This is a genomic window from Streptomyces sp. NBC_01384 (genome assembly GCF_045040035.1).
In the GTDB taxonomy this organism is placed as follows: domain Bacteria; phylum Actinomycetota; class Actinomycetes; order Streptomycetales; family Streptomycetaceae; genus Streptomyces.
In genome coordinates, this window is the sequence record NZ_CP109559.1 from 7591049 (window position 1) to 7611084 (window position 20036).

General features: G+C 68.2%; 14 protein-coding genes. 11 read left to right on the forward strand and 3 right to left on the reverse strand.

What is annotated here, in order from left to right; all coding sequences use genetic code 11:
* Positions 1-337 precede the first annotated feature (337 nt).
* The 10 genes from ngcE (at position 338) to OG747_RS34575 (ending at position 14281) form a co-directional block, all read left to right on the forward strand.
* Positions 338-1789 carry an N-acetylglucosamine/diacetylchitobiose ABC transporter substrate-binding protein gene (gene ngcE, locus OG747_RS34530; protein ID WP_405883271.1) on the forward strand — a complete coding sequence of 484 codons (1452 nt, stop codon included), beginning with the start codon at positions 338-340 and terminating at the stop codon, positions 1787-1789.
* 105 nt (positions 1790-1894) lie between these two features.
* A complete protein-coding gene (locus OG747_RS34535) occupies positions 1895-2818 on the forward strand; it encodes a carbohydrate ABC transporter permease (RefSeq protein WP_405883272.1) in 924 nt (307 codons plus the stop codon).
* Position 2819: 1 nt separating this feature from the next.
* On the forward strand, positions 2820-3740 hold the full coding sequence (locus OG747_RS34540) for a carbohydrate ABC transporter permease (protein ID WP_405883274.1): 921 nt from the start codon (positions 2820-2822) through the stop codon (positions 3738-3740).
* Positions 3741-4169: 429 nt separating this feature from the next.
* On the forward strand, positions 4170-5369 hold the full coding sequence (locus tag OG747_RS34545; protein ID WP_405883276.1) for an ROK family transcriptional regulator: 1200 nt from the start codon (positions 4170-4172) through the stop codon (positions 5367-5369).
* A 135-nt stretch (positions 5370-5504) separates the two neighbouring features.
* Entirely contained in the window at positions 5505-6608 is a 1104-nt protein-coding gene (locus tag OG747_RS34550) for a sugar ABC transporter substrate-binding protein (RefSeq protein WP_405885842.1), read from the forward strand.
* A gap of 202 nt (positions 6609-6810) precedes the next feature.
* Complete coding sequence (locus OG747_RS34555) at positions 6811-7602, forward strand: ATP-binding cassette domain-containing protein (protein ID WP_060899984.1); 792 nt, start codon at positions 6811-6813, stop codon at positions 7600-7602.
* Positions 7599-8891 (forward strand): sugar ABC transporter permease, encoded by a 1293-nt coding sequence (locus OG747_RS34560; protein ID WP_405883277.1) that lies wholly within the window; start codon positions 7599-7601, stop codon positions 8889-8891. The genes OG747_RS34555 and OG747_RS34560 overlap by 4 nt, the downstream gene beginning before the upstream one ends.
* A 217-nt stretch (positions 8892-9108) precedes the next feature.
* A complete protein-coding gene (gene dxs, locus OG747_RS34565) occupies positions 9109-11040 on the forward strand; it encodes a 1-deoxy-D-xylulose-5-phosphate synthase (RefSeq protein WP_405883278.1) in 1932 nt (643 codons plus the stop codon).
* A 167-nt stretch (positions 11041-11207) separates the two neighbouring features.
* On the forward strand, positions 11208-12728 hold the full coding sequence (locus OG747_RS34570; RefSeq protein WP_405883279.1) for an amino acid permease: 1521 nt from the start codon (positions 11208-11210) through the stop codon (positions 12726-12728).
* A 74-nt stretch (positions 12729-12802) separates the two neighbouring features.
* Complete coding sequence (locus tag OG747_RS34575; RefSeq protein ID WP_405883280.1) at positions 12803-14281, forward strand: ArnT family glycosyltransferase; 1479 nt, start codon at positions 12803-12805, stop codon at positions 14279-14281.
* 176 nt (positions 14282-14457) lie between these two features.
* Here OG747_RS34575 and OG747_RS34580 read toward each other — a convergent pair whose 3' ends face one another.
* On the reverse strand, positions 14458-14829 hold the full coding sequence (locus tag OG747_RS34580) for an NTP pyrophosphohydrolase (protein WP_405883281.1): 372 nt from the start codon (positions 14827-14829) through the stop codon (positions 14458-14460).
* 214 nt (positions 14830-15043) lie between these two features.
* Between OG747_RS34580 and OG747_RS34585 the strand changes: the two genes are divergently transcribed.
* Positions 15044-16060 (forward strand): hypothetical protein, encoded by a 1017-nt coding sequence (locus OG747_RS34585; RefSeq protein WP_405883282.1) that lies wholly within the window; start codon positions 15044-15046, stop codon positions 16058-16060.
* Positions 16061-16352: 292 nt separating this feature from the next.
* Here OG747_RS34585 and OG747_RS34590 read toward each other — a convergent pair whose 3' ends face one another.
* Entirely contained in the window at positions 16353-18479 is a 2127-nt protein-coding gene (locus OG747_RS34590; protein ID WP_405883283.1) for a 3-hydroxyacyl-CoA dehydrogenase NAD-binding domain-containing protein, read from the reverse strand.
* Positions 18476-19702, reverse strand: coding sequence for a thiolase family protein (locus OG747_RS34595; protein ID WP_405883284.1), 1227 nt, complete (start codon positions 19700-19702; stop codon positions 18476-18478). Before OG747_RS34595 ends, OG747_RS34590 begins: the two co-directional genes overlap by 4 nt.
* Positions 19703-20036: the final 334 nt, after the last annotated feature.

The following is a 20036-nucleotide window of genomic DNA, read 5'->3' on the forward strand; positions in this document are numbered from 1 at the left end:
GGGAGATTGACACCCTGTCGATCTTCTCCTGGGGAAGTCGCGGACGCCCTGTATTTCCGTGAGGTCTCAACTCGGAAAAGACCCACGGGCAAACCCGCTTTCGATCTTGCTCCGCTGGCGGGAAGTGGACTATACCTGTCGGCGTCCGCCCAGTCGTTCGACGGCCGCGGGCAGGCACGTTCCAGGGGGGAGTCGGGCGTCGGCGGCCAGTTTCACGGGCAGGGATCGCCGCGTTGACCCACTGAATCCCTCATGCACGACCCCAGCTTGACCTAACCGCGGTGCCGGGGAGGATCCGGTTCACCGCCTGAGTCCTGGAGAAGGCGAGGACTTGAGCATGGGATCCACTTCCGCCGAGAACAGCAACACCGAGGGTGTCGGCCGCCGCGATCTGATCAAGCGGTCGGCGGCACTCGGCCTGATCTCCGTACCCACGATGAGCTTCCTGTCCGCGTGTGCGAGCAGCGACAGCGGTTCCGGGGACAAGGCCAAGGCCGGCAAGAAGACGACGAAGAACCCGCTGGGCGTCAACGAGACGGCCGCGCTCTCCGTCGTCATCTTCGACGGCGGCTTCGGTACGAAGTACGCGACCGACGCCAACGCCGAATACCAGAAGGCGTACCCCAAGGTCAAGATCAATTTCCATGCGACCCAGAAGATCCAGTCCGAACTGCAGCCCAAGTTCAACGGCGGCACCCCGCCGGACCTGATCGACAACTCCGGCGCGCAGCAGATGGACATGGGCGTGCTCGTCGGCAAGAAGCAGCTCACCGACCTGACTCCGCTCCTCGACGCGCCGTCCATCGACGACCCGTCGAAGAAGGTCCGCGAAACGCTGCGCCCCGGCATCGTCGAGATGGGCCAGTTCGACGGCGCGCCGGTCTGGATCATGTACTACGCGTACACCGTCTACGGCGTCTGGTACTCGCAGACCGCCCTCGACAAGCTCGAGGCGACGTACCCGGAGAACTGGGACGACATGCTCGCGCTGTGCGCCAAGGCGAAGAAGCAGGGCATGGCCGGCTGGACGTACGCGGGCAAGTACCCGTACTACCTGCCGTTCTCGCTCTACCCCTTCATAGCCAAGATCGGTGGCCGGGAGGTTCTCGACAAGATCGACAACCTGGAGCCGAACGCCTGGAAGGACCCGGCCGTCAAGTCCGCGTTCGAGGCGTACTACGAGCTCTACAAGAAGGGCTACATCCTCCAGGGCACCCCGGGCATCGACCACATCCAGTCGCAGACCGCCTGGGCCAAGGGCAAGGCGCTCTTCATCCCGAACGGCTCCTGGGTGGAGAACGAGTCCGCGAACGTGATCCCCAAGGACTTCAACCTGGCCGTCAGCGGCCCGACCGGCCTCGACAGCTCCGACAAGATGCCGTTCGGCACCATCTGGGCCTCCGGCGGCGAGCCCTTCATCGTGCCGGCCAAGGCGAACAACCCCGAGGGCGGCATGGAGCAGCTGCGCATCATGCTCAGCGAGGCCTCGTCGAAGAACTTCACCAGCCAGGTGAAGTCGCTGACCGCCTACAACGGCGGCACCGACGGCATCACGCTGACCCCGGGCCTCAAGTCCGGTGTGGCGGCGCTGCAGAAGGCCGGGACCAACGTGGTCAACCCGCGGCTCCAGGACTGGTACGTGAAGCTCCAGAAGGAGCAGATCGGTGTCGCCGGTCTCGGCGAGATGATGGCAGGGCGACTGACCCCGGCCGAGGCCATCAAGAAGATCCAGGGCTACGCGGACGCGGCGGCCAAGGACCAGTCCATCAAGCACTACAAGCACCAGTAGCCCAGTAGCCCAGTAGCCCAGTAGCGCTCAGCGCACGCACCAGCAGCGGCGCGTTTCCGCGCTTCACCGGCGGCGGCATCCGCGAAACGATCGGGGTCGGTAACCATGCAACACGGCAAGTACCGGTTCATCGTGGGGTTCTTGGTGGCCCCCTTGGCGTTGTACGCGATCTTCGTGATCTGGCCCTTCGTCCAGGCCATCTACTACTCGTTCACAGACTGGACCGGTCTGAGCCCCGACTTCAAGATGGTCGGTTTCGCCAACTACACCAGAATGCTGCACGACGACGTCTTCTGGAAGTCGTTGCAGCACAGTCTGCTGTTCGCGCTGCTGCTGCCGCTGGTGACGCTGGGTCTCGCGCTGTTCTTCGCTTTCATGCTCAATGTCGGTGGGCGGCGTCGAAAGGGCGCCGCCATCACCGGAGTACGCGGTTCGGGTTTCTACAAAATCGCCTATTTCTTCCCGCAGGTGCTGTCGATCGCGATCGTCTCCCTGCTTTTCCAATTCGCCTACAACCCCAACGACGGGGTGATCAACGGAACGTTGAAGGCCATCGGCCTCGGCAGTGTCCAGCCGGACTGGCTGGGCGACCCGAACCTCGCCCTCTGGTGCGTGATGGCGGTGCTCCTGTGGAGCACGGTCGGGTTCTTCGTCGTGCTGTTCTCGGCGGGCATGGCGTCGATTCCGAAGGACTTCTACGAGGCCGCGCTGCTCGACGGCGCGAACCGCGCCACCACCTTCTTCAAGATCACCCTGCCGTTGCTCTGGGACACCGTGCAGTCGGGGTGGGTCTACATGGGAATCCTGGCCCTCGGCGCCGAGGCGTTCGCCGCCGTGCAGATCATGACCGTGGGCCCCGGCGGCCCCGACTACTCGACCACGGTCCTTCCGCTGTACGTGTACCAATCGGCGTTCCGTGACGCGAACGCCGCCTACGCCACCACGATCGGTGTCGCGCTCCTCGTCGTCACGCTGCTGTTCGCGGCGATCGTGATGCGACTGGGCCGGCGCGAGCGGTTGGAGTTCTAGCATGAAGACCACTGACACCCCGCCGCCCGTGGAGCCGGTCGAGGACCGGCTTCAGGTGACGAAGGCGAAGGCGACGCCGGAGAAGGTGAAGAGCAGCGAGGGCGGCATCCTCAACGTCTTCTCGCACGCCATTCTCATCATCTGGGCGATCATGGTCGTGCTGCCCCTGCTGTGGGCGGTGATGACGTCCTTCAAGAACGACGACTCCATCTTCAGCTCGCCCTGGTCACTGCCGGACAAGCTGCACTTCGACAACTGGTCGCGCGCCTGGTCGCAGGCGCACATGAGCGACTACTTCGGCAACACGATCATCGTGGTGGGCTTCTCGCTGGTCGGTACGCTCGTGCTCGGCTCGATGGCGGCCTACGTCCTCGCCCGCTTCGACTTCCCGGGCAACCGCTTCATCTACTTCCTCTTCGTCGGAGGAATGAGCTTCCCGATCATGCTCGCCCTGGTCCCGCTGTTCTATGTGCTGAACAACATGCGTCTGCTGAACACGCTGCCGGGCCTGATCCTCGTCTACATCGCCTACTCGCTGCCGTTCACGGTCTTCTTCCTGACCTCGTTCTTCAGGACCCTGCCGACCTCGATCGCCGAGGCGGCCTTCGTCGACGGCGCCTCGCACACCCGGACCTTCTTCCAGATCATGCTGCCGATGGCCAAGCCGGGCCTGGTCAGCGTCGGGATCTTCAACTTCCTGGGCCAGTGGAACCAGTACATGCTCCCGACGGTGCTGAACACCGACCCCGACAAGAAGGTGCTCTCCCAGGGCCTGGTGGAGCTGGCCACCAGCCAGGGCTACAAAGGCGACTGGTCGGGTCTCTTCGCGGGCCTGGTGATGGCCATGCTCCCGGTGCTGGCCGCGTACATCATCTTCCAGCGACAGGTGGTGCAGGGGCTGACGGCGGGAGCCCTGAAGTAACCGAACAGCAGAACAGCGGAACAGTAGAACGGCCGAACGGTCGAACAGTCGAATCGACCGCAGTGCACCGCCGGCGCCGCGCCCGGACTCGTTCCGGGCGCGGCGCCGGGGTGTCGGGGGTGCCGTACGGGCGGTGGATGAAGCGGTGGATGAGCCGGTGGACCGGGTCGCCGCGGTCGGCGGCCGATTCCGACGAGGTGTGAACGACGGTGATCAATCGTCCTTGATCGTTCAGGTGCCGGTGGCACAGGGCTCGGGCGGGCTACGGCCCTGGTTCACTCCGGGCGCGGAGTTCGTACATATGTGCTCATGTGTGCCGGATGTAGCTCAACCTCTTGACGGGAGGTAACCCAAACAGCTCAGCTTAGAGTTCACTAGTTGGACATAGGCGGGGCCTCATCGTGGCGGCCTCGTACGCGGGAGGTCGTCGTGGAGACTCCGGGGTCGCAGTCGTCGCTGCACCGAGCCAATCTGGAGCGCGTCGTACGTGCGGTGCGCCTTGCGGGCTCGCTCACGCAAGCGGAGATCGCGAGGACGACGGGCCTGTCCGCCGCCACCGTTTCCAATATCGTCCGGGAGCTCAAGGACGGTGGAACGGTCGAGGTCACCCCCACTTCGGCGGGTGGCCGCAGGGCCCGCAGCGTGTCCCTGAGCGGTGACGCCGGCATCGTCATCGGAGTCGACTTCGGCCATACGCATCTGCGCGTCGCGGTCGGGAACCTCGCCCACCAGGTACTGGCCGAGGAGTCCGAGCCGCTCGACGTGGACGCCTCCGCCGCGCAGGGCTTCGACCGGGCGGAAGAGCTGGTCGGCCGCCTGATCGCGGCGACCGGGGTGGACCGGTCCAAGATCGCGGGTGTGGGCCTCGGTGTGCCCGGCCCGATCGACGTGGAGTCGGGGACCCTCGGGTCCACCGCGATCCTGCCGGGCTGGACCGGCGCGAAGCCCGCCGAGGAGCTGCGGGGGCGGCTCGGCGTGCCCGTGTACGTGGACAACGACGCCAACCTGGGCGCGCTCGGCGAGCTGGTCTGGGGCAGTGGGCGCGGGGTCAAGGACCTGGCGTACATCAAGGTCGCGAGTGGTGTCGGCGCCGGGCTGGTGATCGAAGGCAAGATCTATCGCGGGCCCGGCGGCACAGCAGGTGAGATCGGGCACATCACCCTTGATGAATCCGGTCCCGTCTGTCGCTGTGGCAATCGGGGCTGCCTGGAGACCTTCACGGCGGCGCGCTATGTGCTGCCGCTCCTGCAGTCCAGTCACGGCACCGATCTGACCATGGAGGGCGTCGTCAGACTGGCCAGGGACGGGGACCCGGGCTGCCGTCGGGTGATCGCCGACGTCGGCCGTCACATCGGCAGTGGAGTCGCGAATCTCTGCAATCTGCTCAACCCGAGCCGGGTGGTCCTCGGCGGCGATCTCGCCGAGGCCGGGGAGCTGGTTCTCGGGCCCATCAGAGAGTCGGTCGGCCGCTATGCGATCCCCAGTGCCGCACGTCAACTCTCGGTGCTGCCAGGGGCGCTTGGCGGCCGTGCGGAGGTCCTCGGGGCGCTCGCTCTCGCACTCAGCGAGATGGGCGATTCGACCCTTTTGGACGGCTCGCTGTCCGGGGTCACCCCTGCCTTCACTTAGAGAACGCATGGCACCGTTGCCATCTCGTTAAGTATTTACTTCTTGACGTCGCACGCGTGGCCGAGTTGACTTCCAGCCACCTCGGCCGCAACGACGCGGCCTCGTCAGGGAGGTTTTTCTAAAGTGAACACGCGTATGCGTCGTGCCGCCGTTGCCGTTGCCGCTGGTGCGATGGCCGTCTCGTTGGCCGCCTGTGGCAGTGCCAAGGAGTCCAGCAACAAGAGCGACAGCTCCAGCTCCAGCTCCGCCAAGAAGGGTGACGCGATCAAGGTCGGTCTGCTCCTTCCCGAGAACCAGACCGCGCGTTACGAGAAGTTCGACAAGCCTCTGATCGAGAAGAAGGTTCAGGAGCTGACGAACGGCAAGGGCGAGGTCGTCTACGCCAACGCCAAGCAGGACGCCAGCACGCAGAGCCAGCAGGTCGACACGATGATCACCAACAAGGTGGACGTCCTGATCGTCGATGCTGTGGACTCCGCGGCCATCAAGAACTCGGTCCAGAAGGCCAAGGACGCCGGCATCCCCGTCGTCGCCTACGACCGTCTCGCCCAGGGCCCGATCAGCGCCTACACCTCGTTCGACAACACCACCGTCGGCAAGACCCAGGGTCAGGCGCTTCTCACGGCGCTCGGCTCCAAGGCCAAGTCCGGCAAGATCGTGATGATGAACGGGTCGTCCACCGACCCGAACGCCGCCCTGTTCAAGGCCGGAGCCCACTCCGTCCTCGACGGCAAGGTGAACGTCGGCAAGGAGTACGACACCAAGGACTGGAAGCCGGAGAACGCCAACGCCAACATGGAGGGCGCCATCTCCGCCCTCGGCAAGAAGAACATCGTCGGCGTCTACTCCGCCAACGACGGCATGGCCGGCGGTATCATCACCGCGCTGAAGGCCGCGGGCCTCTCCGTCCCGGTCACCGGCCAGGACGCCGAGCTCGCGGGTGTGCAGCGCATCATCGCCGGTGAGCAGTTCATGAGCGTCTACAAGCCGTACGCCCCCGAGGCCGAGGCCGCCGCCGAGATGGCTGTCGCGCTCGCCCAGGGCAAGTCGCTCGACACCGTCGCCAAGGACAAGGTCGACAGCCCGACCACCAAGGCCGTCCCCTCGGTCATCGTCGCGGTTGTCTCGCTGACCAAGGCCAACATCAACGACACCGTCATCAAGGACGGCGTCTACACGGTCAGCGACATCTGCACCAGCGCCTACAAGGCGAAGTGCGACACGCTCGGTATCAAGTAGTCCGAGCAACTGAAGTAGCCGCCGCAAATCCCTATCCATGTACGGGAATTCGTTCTTGAATTTCCGTACGGGACTTGCGTCATAGAAGCCCCTCCGGCGCCCCGCATCCATCAGCCCCGCAAAGCTAGGGCGGGGCGCCGGACGGAACACCCCCCTCTGTAAACTTCTGCACAACCTCCCGCCGGGTCAGGCGGCGAAGGAGATGGTTCACGTGTCCGCTACGCCTGTTCTGGCGTTGCGCGGGGTCTCCAAGCGATTCGGTGCCGTCCAGGCGCTCACCGATGTAGAGCTTGAGGTCCACGCCGGTGAAGTGGTCGCCCTGGTGGGCGACAACGGTGCCGGAAAGTCCACGCTGGTGAAGACGATCGCCGGCGTGCACCCCATCGATGAAGGCGCCATCGAGTGGGACGGCAAGGCCGTCCACATCAACAAGCCGCAGGACGCCCAGGGCCTCGGTATCGCGACCGTCTACCAGGACCTCGCGCTCTGCGACAACATCGACGTCGTCGGCAACCTCTACCTGGGCCGGGAGCTGAAGAAGCGCGGCATCCTGGACGAGGTCGAGATGGAGCGCCGCTCCCGCGAGCTGCTGGACACGCTGTCCATCCGTATCCCCAGCGTCCGTATCCCGATCGCCTCGCTCTCCGGCGGTCAGCGCCAGACCGTGGCGATCGCCCGTTCGATGCTCGGTGAGCCGAAGCTCGTCATCCTCGACGAGCCCACCGCGGCCCTCGGCGTCGAGCAGACCGCCCAGGTCCTCGACCTGGTCGAGCGGCTGAGGGAGCGCGGCCACGCGGTCATCCTCATCAGCCACAACATGGCCGATGTGAAGGCCGTGGCCGACAAGGTCGCCGTCCTGCGCCTGGGGCGCAACAACGGCATCTTCGAGGTCAAGTCGACCTCGCAGGAAGAGATCATCTCCGCCATCACGGGCGCCACGGAGAACGCCGTGACCCGTCGCGCGGCGCGCAGCAATGGGGAGGCTCAGAAGTGAGCATCGACAAGACCTCTGAGACCCCCGAGGACCACATCGTGGAGAACCCCGAGGCGGCCGCCAAGGCGGTCACCGCGGTCGACCCCCGGCTCCTCGTCCGCGAGCAGGGCTTCGCGGGTTACGCCTCCGAGTTCAAGCGCAAGATGAAGGCCGGTGACCTGGGCTCCATCCCGGTCGTCCTCGGCCTGATCATCATCTGGATCATCTTCCAGAGCCTGAACTCCAACTTCCTCACCGCGGGCAACCTGTCCGACATCTCCGTCGCCATGGTCGGCACGGGCATGATCGCCGTCGGTATCGTCTTCGTGCTGCTGCTCGGCGAGATCGACCTGTCGGTCGGTTCGGTCTCCGGTGTCGCGGGTGCCGCCTTCGCGGTGCTGAACGTCACGCACGGCATGAACGAGTGGCTGGCCTTCGTGCTGGCCATCCTCACCGGTACGGTCGCCGGCGCGCTCCACGGTTTCGTCTTCGCGCGCATCGGTGTGCCGGCCTTCGCCGTCACCCTGGCGGGTCTGCTGTTCTGGAACGGCTTCATGCTCCAGATCCTCGGCAGCAACGGCACCATCAACCTGGACAGCAACGGCCTCGTCGCCAATCTGACCAGCTACTACTTCACTGATGTGGCCGCCGCCTACGCGCTCGCCATCGGCGTCACCGCGGTGTTCTTCCTCAGCTCCTTCTACGGCAACAAGCGGCGCGAGGCCGCGGGCGTGCCGGCCCGGCCGCTGAGCGAGACCATCCTGCGCACCGCGCTGCTGGCGATCGTCGCCTTCGCCGTGGCGATCACCTACAACCAGTACAAGGGTCTGCCGCTGGCCGTGGTGATCTTCGTCGCGGTGCTGCTGGTCACGGACTTCGTGCTGCGCCGTACCGCGTACGGCCGGAAGATCTTCGCGCTCGGTGGCAGCGTCGAGGCGTCCCGCCGCGCCGGTATCAACGTGGAGATGGTCCGGATCTCGGTCTTCGCGATCTCCGGTACCTTCGCCGCGATCGGTGGTCTGTTCATCGCGTCGAAGATCGCCTCGGCCAACCAGGGTGCCGGTGCCGGTGACCTTCTGATGAACGCGATCGCCGCAGCGGTGATCGGTGGCACCAGCCTCTTCGGTGGGCGTGGGCGTACGTGGAACGCGCTGCTGGGTGTGCTGGTCATCGTCTCGATCCAGTACGGCCTTGCCCTGCAGGGCATCGCCTCGCCGATCCAGTACATGATCACTGGTGGTGTGCTTCTCGCCACGGTCGTCATCGACGCCGTCACTCGTAAGACGCAGAAGTCCGCGGGTCGCGCGTAGCGGGGTATCGGGGCGCCGCGGGTCCGTGGTGGCTGGTCGCGTTTACGCGGCGGAGCCGCACATGCCACGGTCCCGCGCCCCTGAGGGGGCGTTGCCTCGCCCCTTGTGAACCTGTGCCCGGCACCAATGGCGGTGCCGGGCACAGTCATGTCCGGGCGGAACATTAGACTCGACAGGCCCGGCAAAGCTCGAACAGCTCTACTGCAAGGAGGCACGGGTGCCGCTGCTGACCCGCATCAGGGGACCGCGCGATCTGGACCGGCTCAGCCTGGAGCAGCTGGACCAGCTGGCCGGCGAGATCAGGACCTTTCTCGTCGACGCGGTCTCCAAGACAGGCGGCCACCTCGGCCCCAATCTCGGTGTCGTGGAGCTCACCATCGCGCTGCACCGCGTCTTCGAGTCGCCGAAGGACAGGGTGCTGTGGGACACGGGCCACCAGTCCTACGTCCACAAGCTGCTCACCGGCCGTCAGGACTTCTCGAAGCTGAAGATGAAGGGCGGCCTGTCCGGCTACCCCTCGCAGGCCGAGTCCGAGCACGACGTGATCGAGAACTCGCACGCCTCCACGGTCCTCGGCTGGGCCGACGGCCTGGCGAAGGCCAACGAGGTGCTCGGCAGGAGCGACCACGTGGTCGCCGTCATCGGTGACGGCGCTCTCACCGGCGGTATGGCCTGGGAGGCGCTCAACAACATCGCGGACGCCAAGGACCGCCCGCTGGTCATCGTCGTCAACGACAACGAGCGTTCGTACGCCCCCACGATCGGCGGCCTAGCGAACCACCTGGCGACCCTGCGCACCACGGACGGCTACGAGCGCTTCCTGGCCCGTGGGAAGGACATCTTGGAGCGCACGCCGGTCGTCGGCAAGCCGCTCTACGAGACCCTGCACGGCGCCAAGAAGGGCCTCAAGGACTTCATCGCCCCGCAGGGCATGTTCGAGGACCTGGGCCTCAAGTACGTCGGCCCGATCGACGGCCATGACATCGAGGCCCTGGAGTCGGCGCTGGCCCGCGCCAAGCGCTTCGGCGGCCCGGTCATCGTGCACTGCCTCACCGAGAAGGGCCGCGGCTACCAGCCCGCCCTCCAGGACGAGGCGGACCGCTTCCACGCCGTCCCCAAGATCCACCCTGACACGGGCCTGCCGATCGCCTCCTCCGGTGCCGACTGGACCTCGGTCTTCGGCGAGGAGATGGTCAAGCTCGGCCAGGAGCGCAAGGACGTCGTCGCCATCACGGCCGCGATGCTCCAGCCGGTCGGCCTCGACAAGTTCGCCAAGGCCTTCCCCAAACGGGTGTACGACGTCGGCATCGCGGAGCAGCACGGCGCCGTGTCGGCGGCGGGCCTGGCGACCGGCGGGCTGCACCCCGTCTTCGCCGTCTACGCGACCTTCCTCAACCGCGCCTTCGACCAGGTCCTGATGGATGTGGCGCTGCACAAGTGCGGCGTGACCTTCGTGCTGGACCGCGCGGGCGTCACCGGTACCGACGGCGCCTCGCACAACGGCATGTGGGACATGTCGATCCTTCAGGTCGTGCCGGGCCTGCGTCTGGCCGCGCCGCGTGACGCCGACCAGGTCCGCGCCCAGCTGCGCGAGGCCGTCGACGTGACCGACGCGCCGACCGTGGTCCGCTTCTCCAAGGGCGCGGTCGGCCCGGCGGTGCCCGCGGTGGGCCGGATCGGCGGCATGGACGTGCTGCGCGAGCCGGGCACCGACGCGCCCGATGTGCTCCTCGTCTCCGTCGGCGCCCTCGCGCCGATGTGCCTGGAGATCGCCGGCCTCCTCGACAAGCAGGGGATCTCCACGACCGTCGTCGACCCGCGCTGGGTCAAGCCGGTCGACGAGGCCATGGCCCCGCTCGCCGAGCAGCACCGCGTGGTCGTCACCGTCGAGGACAACTCCCGTGTCGGCGGGGTCGGCTCGGCGATCGCGCAGGCCCTGCGCGACGCGGGCGTCGACGTCCCGCTGCGCGACTTCGGCATCCCGCCGCGCTTCCTCGACCACGCCTCCCGCGCCGAGGTCATGGCGGAGATCGGCCTGACCGCTCCCGACATCGCCCGCCAGGTCACCGGCCTGGTCTCCAAGCTCGACGGCCGCTTCCCGGGAGCCGCCGCGCAGGCGGTGGACTCGGTGGAGCCCGCGCGCGACTGACGGACGGAACGCAGGTCCATCGGGCCGGTTTCGCCACCTCCTACGGGTGGCGGAACCGGCCCATTTCCGTACTGTGCCCACTGATGTGGGTGAATATGTGCACACCGGGGCATATCGATCACACGCCCCTCGATCATGTCGAGGACGTCAAGCGTGGAGGTAGGCCCGTGAGCAGCACCCTCTTCAGGACGAAGAAGGTCGAACAGTCGATCTTGGACACTGAGGAGCCGGAGCACGCACTCAAGAAGTCGCTGTCCGCTCTGGATCTCACCGTCTTCGGCGTCGGTGTCATCATCGGCACCGGCATCTTCGTCCTCACCGGCAAGGTCGCCAAGGAGAACGCGGGCCCCGCGGTCTCGCTGGCCTTCGTCGTCGCGGGCGTCGTCTGCGCCCTGGCGGCCCTCTGCTACGCGGAGTTCGCGTCCACGGTCCCGGTGGCGGGGTCCGCGTACACCTTCTCGTACGCCTCGCTCGGCGAACTGCCCGCCTGGATCATCGGCTGGGACCTGGTGCTGGAGTTCGCGCTCGGTACGGCGGTGGTGGCCGTCGGCTGGTCGGGGTATGTGCGCTCGCTGCTGGACAACGCGGGCTGGCATCTGCCCGGCTATCTCAGCGGGCGCGAGGGGGCCACCGGGTTCGGCTTCGACATCCTCGCCGCGGCGCTGGTGCTGGTGCTCACCGCCATCCTGGTCGTCGGCGTGAAGCTCTCCGCCCGCGTCACCACGGTCGTCGTCGCCATCAAGGTCACTGTCGTGATGATCGTGATCATCGCGGGCGCCTTCTTCATCGTGGGCGACAACTACAAGCCCTTCATTCCCAAGGCGCAGGCTCAGGAGGCGGGCAGCAGTCTCAAAGCCCCGCTCATCCAGCTCATCTTCGGCTACACACCGACCAACTTCGGGGTGATGGGCATCTTCACCGCCGCCTCCGTCGTCTTCTTCGCCTTCATCGGCTTCGACGTGGTGGCGACGGCCGCGGAGGAGACCAAGAACCCGCAGCGGGACATGCCGCGCGGCATCCTGGGCTCGCTCGTCGTCTGCACCGCGCTCTACGTGGCCGTGTCGATCGTCGTCACGGGCATGGAGAGGTACGACCGACTGTCCATCGACGCCCCGCTCGCCGACGCCTTCAAGGCGACCGGGCACCCCTGGTACGCGGGCGTCATCAGCTTCGGCGCCGCCGTCGGGCTGACCACGGTCTGCATGATCCTGCTGCTCGGCCAGACCCGGGTCTTCTTCGCGATGAGCCGCGACGGGCTGCTGCCGCGGTTCTTCTCCCGCGTCCACCCGCGGTTCCGCACCCCGCACCGGCCGACCATCCTGCTCGGCGTGATCATCGCGATCCTCGCGGGCTTCACCAGCCTCAGCGAACTGGCCGAACTGGTCAACATCGGTACGCTCTTCGCCTTCGTCGTCGTCGCGATCGGCGTCATCATCCTCCGCCGCACCCGCCCCGACCTGCACCGCGCCTTCCGCACCCCGCTGGTGCCACTGATCCCGGTCCTGTCCGTCCTCGCCTCGCTGTGGCTGATGCTCAACCTGCCCGCCGAGACCTGGCTGCGGTTCGTGATCTGGATGGCGATCGGCTCCGTCGTCTACTTCCTGTACGGCCGTTCGCACAGCCGGCTCGGGCGGCACGAGGAGACGACCGAGGCCGAGGTGCACCCGCCGGGCCCCGACGCCCAGTGATCGGACCCTATTGATGTCCTGGCCCCGTATGTCCCGCTTCGATGGAGAGTGCGGGGCCGGATAGCGTGCACCGTATGCTCGCCGGGCTCCTGGAAACACCACGCTTCGTAGCCGCGTCACGGGTGTCGGGCTCCGGTTACTGGAGACGGCTGCTGCCCGTCCTCGCGGCGCTGGTCTGTCTCACCCGGGCCCCCTCCTTCGTACGGCCGCTGTGGAACCCCGACGAGGGCTATCTCGCCGTACAGGCGCGGATACTGGCGGGCGGGGGAGAGCTGTACGAGACGGTCGTGGACCGCAAGCCGCCGCTCGTGCCGTGGCTGTACGAGGCGGCGTTCGCGGTGTTCGGTTCCGGTTCGCTGACGTCGGTCAGGGTTCTGGCGGTCGTGGCCCAGTTGGCGACGGCCGTACTGCTGGCGTCGCTGGCCCGGCGCCGCTGGGGCGATCCGGCCGGGCGCACGGCGGGGGTGCTGTATGCGCTGGTCTCGATCGGGCTCAACCCCGAGGACGCGCAGGCAGCCACCTTCGAGGTCTTCATACTGCCCTGCACGGCGGCCGCGATGTGGTGCGCCGACCGGCACCGTTGGGGTGCCGCGGGGGCGGCCGTCGCCTGCTCCTTCCTCACCAAGCAGACCGGCGGGGCGGTGCTCGTACCGGTGCTCTGGCTGCTGTGGCGGCAGGCGATGAGCCCCCGAAAAGGCCTGCTCCAGCTGGGAGCCGGGGCCCTCGCCCCGGCGCTGGGTGCGGCGCTGCTCACCGATCCGGCGGGGCTCCTGTTCTGGACGGTCACCGGTTCGGGCGCCTACGCCACCTTCACCGGCTCCGAACTCCACGTCCTGTCACGGGGGTTGACCAACACGGCGATCCTCGCGGTGGCCTGCGCGGGCCTGATCCCGCCGGTCCTGCGGGCGCTGCGCGTCGCCCGCACCGGGGCGGCCGAACTGTGGCTGTGGTTCGGCTCGTCGGCGCTGGCCGTCCTGGCCGGCTTCCACTTCTTCGGCCACTACTACCTGCAACTCATCCCGGCCGTTGCCCTGTTGGCGACGGCAGCGCTGCAGATCCTGCCCCGCGACCGCCTCGTGACCGCCGTACTGACCTCGGTCTGCTGCTGCACGCTGTTCCTGGCCTGGGGCCTGCTCGCGCCGCGCCCCGAACTCGCCCACGCCCAGCGCCTCGCCGCCGCTCTGGACCACCGTACGGACCCCGGGGACCGCGTCCTCGTCTGGGGCATACACCCGGAGACGTACTGGCTGGCGAACCGGACCCCGGCGAGCCGCTATCTGACGGCGGGCTTCCTGACGAACTACAGCGGAGGGCGGGACGGGCCGCAGGTGGGTGAGAAATACGCGGTCGACGGTGCCTGGGCCGTGTTCCGGAGCGAACTCGCCGTCCACCCGCCCGCTCTGATCGTCGACGACAGCCGGGGCAAACCCTACGGTCCGGACCGGGTCCGCACCCTGCGTCGTCTCCTCGCGGCGCACTACGAGGAGTTGACCACGGTCGGCGGCGCCGTACTCTACGCACGGCCGGAGGGGGCCAGGGGCGACGACTGGTGACGGTCGGCGAGGGCAGTCGGGCTTCTCCGGTGGGGCCGGGCGGTCCTGGACCGGAGGGTGCGGGGCGGTTCGGGCCGGTGGGGCCGATGGTCGGCCTGTGCCGATCGGCCTGGCCCGGCCCGCGCCGGAAGGGCCGCGGCGCTCAGCGGGCCGTCGGGCACCAGGGCGCGTGCGCTTCAGGATTCGCCTCGGACCGCTCGTGGTCCGGTGACGTCCGCCCCCAACTCGGCCACCCTGCGCCGCAGTTCACGGTCCGCCGTGACGACCAGGACGGGGCGGTCGCGGGCCTCGGCCGCCAGCTCCACGATGCGGTCGTCGCCGCTGCCGGGCGCCTCCACGACCCGTACGCAGGGAACGGACTCCACGCCCTTGGCCGCGCCCTCCACCACCAGGACGAGTTCCACGGGACCGTCGTGCCCCGGCAGCCCGTTCTGGGCGAGCCGGTCCCGCAGCCGCTCCGCCGCGCCCCGGCGATCGCGCCACCAGCCGTCGGGAACCGAGCCGACGACGTTCGCGGCGTCGATGATCACGAGCAGAGGGTCGTTCATGGGGCCAGGGTCGCACGGACCACCGTCACCCGGGACGGACCACCGTCACCCGGGAGGGACCGCCGTCACCATGAGCTGGAGAAACGTTCATCTGGTGATGGCGTCATGGGAAGGTGCAGGTCACCGTCGCACGGACGCCCTGGCTGGTCCCACGGCGACGGCCGCCGCCTGGGCCCCTGGCGATGACGGCAGGGCCCCGGATTAAAGTGAACCGGTGAACGGCGAATGGCTCAGACGCGGTCGCGACGGCAGGCTCAGTGTGTACCTGCTGTCGGGCGCCGCCGTCCTCTGCCGGGCGGAGCGCGGGCCCGGCGGTCCCTGGGACCCACCGCGCACCATCGGCGGCGATCGACACCTGCACCCCGTCCTCGCCGTCGGCCAGGGCGCCGACGGCTACACCCACCTGGTCTCCTGGCGACCCACCGTGCCCGGCGAGTCCGGGCTCGTCCACACCACGCACTTCCGGCCGCGGCTCGCCGCCCTCGACTGGAACCCGATCGGGCACCCCAACCGGACGGGCGACCGCACCGGCCCGCCCGCCGTCGCGGTCGACGCCCAGGGGCGCGCCCACGTCTTCGTGCGCAACAAGGGCGGCGGGGTCAGCATGGTCGCCCAGAAGGAGAAGGGCGGCTGGGACCCGTGGTGCGATCTCAAGGGCAGTGACGTACGGGACGATCTGGCGGCCGTGACGGGGGAGTCCGGGCGCGTCGAGCTGTACGCGGCCGTCCCGGACGGCATCCTGCACTGGCGTCAGGAGGAGCCGGGCCAACAGCCGGTGCTGCAGGAGTCCCTGGAAACATCGGTAGGCCCGGGCACCCTTCGCGCCCTCGCCACGTCCCCGGACTCCACCACCCTCTTCTTCACCGACGCGGCGGGCGACGTGTGCGCGTGGCGCCCGGGCGCCAAGCCGGCCCCCCTGCTCGCCTCGGCCGGGCCCGGCCCCGTCTCCGTCATCCGCTGCGAACTCGACGGCTTCGACTGCACGTTGCTCGCGCAGCGCTCGGCGAGTGGCCGTGTCGCCTTCGCCGCCTACCCGACCGAGCAGGAGTCGGCGGGGGCCTGGTGGACCGAGTCGGGCCCTGGACTCCCCGTCGGAGCCGAGGTGTCTTTGACGGAGGACGAGGAGGGGCGTGTGGTGGCGGCGACCCTGGCCCCGGGCAGTGAGGAACTCCTCGTCACCCGACGGAAGGACGAGCCGGGCCTGGCGTTGGAGGCGTGGCGTCCGGTGTGAGGGCCGGGACGGGGACGGCTGCCGCGGTCGGGTTTTCCGCCCCCGCCGCCCCTACACCCCCGTATCGGCCTGAACGGCCTCGTCCTCAAACGCCGGACGGGCCGAATGACGCGGGCCGGAGTGAGGCTTTCAGGGGCGCGGGGCTGTGACATTGTGCGGCTCCGCCGCGTGGGCGCGGCCAGCCCCCACCCACCCGCAGCCGAAGAACCACCCGGGGGACTGGGGGCGGAACCCCCAGGTGCCCTGCACACCAAAGCGGCGTACAGGGCACCCGGCGAACACAGCGGAGCGGTTACGCGGGGACCGAAGCGACCCCGGGCTCCAGGAACCGCTTGCCGGTCACCCGCTCCGAGACGCCCTCGCGGTCCAGGTACGGAGTGATACCGCCCAGGTGGAAGGGCCAGCCGGCGCCGGTGATCAGGCAGAGGTCGATGTCCTGGGCCTCGGCGACGACACCCTCGTCGAGCATCAGACCGATCTCCTGGGCGACCGCGTCCAGGACGCGGGCGCGGACCTGCTCCTCGGTCAGGACGGTGTCGCCCTGCTTCAGCAGTGCGGCGACCTCCGGGTCCAGCTCCGGCTTCCCGCTGTCGTACACGTAGAAGCCGCGCTTGCCCGCCTTGACGACGGCCGCGAGGTTCGGGGAGACCGTGAAGCGGTCCGGGAAGGCCCGGTTGAGGGTCTCCGAGACGTGCAGGCCGATCGCGGGGCCGACCAGTTCGAGGAGGACCAGCGGGGACATCGGCAGGCCGAGCGGCTCCACCGCCTTCTCCGCGACCTCGACCGGCGTGCCCTCGTCGATGACGTTCTGGATCTCGCCCATGAAGCGGGTCAGGATGCGGTTGACGACGAACGCCGGGGCGTCCTTCACCAGCACCGCGGTCTTCTTCAGCTTCTTGGCGACGGCGAACGCCGTGGCCAGCGAGGCGTCGTCCGTCTGCTCGCCGCGCACGATCTCCAGGAGCGGCAGGATCGCGACCGGGTTGAAGAAGTGGAAGCCCACGACCCGCTCGGGGTTCTTCAGCTTCGACGCCATCTCCGTCACCGACAGGGAAGACGTGTTCGTCGCGAGGATCGCGTGCGCCGGGGCGACCGCCTCGACCTCCGCGAACACCTGCTGCTTGACGCCGATCTCCTCGAAGACGGCCTCGATGACGAAGTCGGCGTCGGAGAAGCCCTCCGCCTTGTCGAGCACACCGCTGACCAGCGCCTTGAGGCGATTGGCCTTGTCCTGGTTCACCCGGCCTTTGCCGAGCAGCTTGTCGATCTCGGCGTGGACGTACCCCACACCCTTGTCGACGCGCTCCTGGTCGATGTCCGTGAGGACGACGGGCACCTCGAGGCGGCGCAGGAAGAGCAGCGCGAGCTGAGAGGCCATCAGGCCCGCGCCCACGACGCCGACCTTGGTGACCGGACGGGCCAGGTTCTTGTCCGGGGCGCCCGCGGGGCGCTTGCCGCGCTTCTGGACCAGGTTGAAGGCGTAGATGCCGGAGCGCAGTTCGCCACCCATGATCAGGTCGGCGAGCGCCACGTCCTCGGCGTCGTAGCCCTTCTGCAGGTCGCCGTCCTTGGCCGCCTCGATGATGTCCAGCGCGCGGTACGCGGCCGGAGCCGCCCCGTGCACCTTGCCGTCAGCGATGAACCGGCCCTTGGCGACGGCCTGGTCCCAGGCCTCGCCGCGGTCGATCTCCGGGCGCTCGACCGTGACATCGCCCTTGAGGACGGACGCGGTCCAGATCAGCGACTGCTCCAGGAAGTCGGCGCCCTCGAAGATGGCGTCGGCGATCCCGAGGTCGAAGACCTGCTGGCCCTTGAGCTGCTTGTTCTGGTTGAGCGAGTTCTCGATGATGACCGAGACGGCCTTGTCGGCGCCGATGAGGTTCGGGAGCAGCGTGCAGCCGCCCCAGCCCGGGACCAGGCCCAGGAAGACCTCGGGCAGCGAGAAGGCCGCGATGGCCTTCGACACCGTGCGGTACCGGCAGTGCAGACCGACCTCGACGCCGCCGCCCATCGCCGCACCGTTGTAGTACGCGAAGGTCGGTACGGCCAGCGCCGCGAGGCGCTTGAAGACCTCGTGGCCGCCCTTGCCGATGGCGAGCGCGTCGTCGTGCTTCTTCAGCAGCTCGACGCCCTTGAGGTCCGCGCCGACCGCGAAGATGAACGGCTTGCCGGTGACGCCGACACCGACGATCTCGCCGGCCGCGGCCTCCTTCTCGACCTGGTCGATCGCGGTGCCCAGGTTCGCCAGCGAGGCCGGGCCGAAGGTGGTCGGCTTGGTGTGGTCGAAGCCGTTGTCGAGGGTGATGAGCGCAAAACGGCCCGCACCGAACGGCAGGTCGAGGTGGCGTACGTGCGCGGACGTCACGACCTCGTCGGGGAACAGCGCGGCCGCGCCCTTGAGGAGTTCGGTGGTGCTCACTTGTCGCCTCCGGCGTCCTTGTGGTGCGGGTTCTCCCAGATCACCGTGGCGCCCATGCCGAAGCCGACGCACATGGTGGTGAGGCCGTAACGGACCTCCGGCTGCTCCTCGAACTGGCGGGCCAGCTGCGTCATCAGACGGACGCCGGAGGAGGCGAGGGGGTGGCCGTAGGCGATGGCGCCGCCGTACTGGTTGACGCGCGCGTCGTCGTCGGCGATGCCGTAGTGCTCCAGGAAGGCGAGCACCTGGACGGCGAACGCCTCGTTGATCTCGAAGAGGTTGATGTCCTCGATCGACAGGCCGGCCTTGGCGAGGGCCTTCTCGGTCGCCGGGATCGGGCCGTAGCCCATCACCTCCGGCTCGACGCCCGCGAAGGCGTACGAGACCAGGCGCATCCTGACCGGCAGGTTGTTCTCGCGGGCGAAGTCCTCGGAGGCGAGGATCGACGCGGTCGCACCGTCGTTCAGACCGGCCGCGTTACCCGCGGTGACCCGGCCGTGGACGCGGAACGGTGTCTTGAGCCCGGCCAGGTTCTCCAGCGTGGTGCCCGGACGCATCGGCTCGTCGGCGGTCACCAGGCCCCAGCCGGTCTCACCGACCTCCGCGTTGGTGTTGCGCACCGAGATCGGCACCAGGTCCTGCTGGATCTTGCCGTTGGCGTACGCCTTGGCGGCCTTCTCCTGCGAGCGCACGGCGTACTCGTCGGCGCGCTGCTTGGTGATCTGCGGGTAGCGGTCGTGCAGGTTCTCGGCGGTCATGCCCATGAACAGGGCGGACTCGTCGACCAGCTTCTCGCTGACGAACCGCGGGTTCGGGTCCACGCCCTCGCCCATCGGGTGACGGCCCATGTGCTCGACACCACCGGCGATGACGGCGTCGTACGCACCGAAGGCGATGGAGCCCGCGGTGGTGGTGACGGCGGTCAGTGCTCCCGCGCACATGCGGTCGATGGAGTAGCCCGGGACGGACTGCGGAAGCCCGGCGAGGATGCCGGCCGTGCGGCCCAGCGTCAGACCCTGGTCACCGATCTGCGTGGTCGCGGCGATGGCGACCTCGTCGATCTTCTTGGGGTCGAGGCCGGGGTTGCGGCGCAGCAGCTCCCGGATGGCCTTCACGACGAGGTCGTCGGCGCGGGTCTCGTGGTAGATGCCCTTCGGGCCCGCCTTGCCGAACGGGGTGCGGACGCCGTCGACGAAGACGACGTCCCTGACGGTACGAGGCACGATGGCTCTCCTCCAGATGCGGGATGGCACTGCTGCGCGACGCACACGCCCTGAGCGCGCGCTCACCCCTCATGCTACTTGCGGGTAACCACCCTGCCCAGCCCCGGGCCCGGGAGCGGCGAACGTCACATACGAACTCCGTGTTGTTCAAGGCTCACCGTGAAGGGGATCACCGTCTGCAGCGACTTCCGCATCTCCTTCTTCTGTATGCCGTCTTCTCCATGCCGTCCGAAGATCTTGGCTTGATCTCGACGCCGCGTTTCCGCTTCAAGGGCCCCTGCGGAGCGCACGGGGAGACGACTTCATGCGCGGAGCGGCCACGTGACACCCCGCG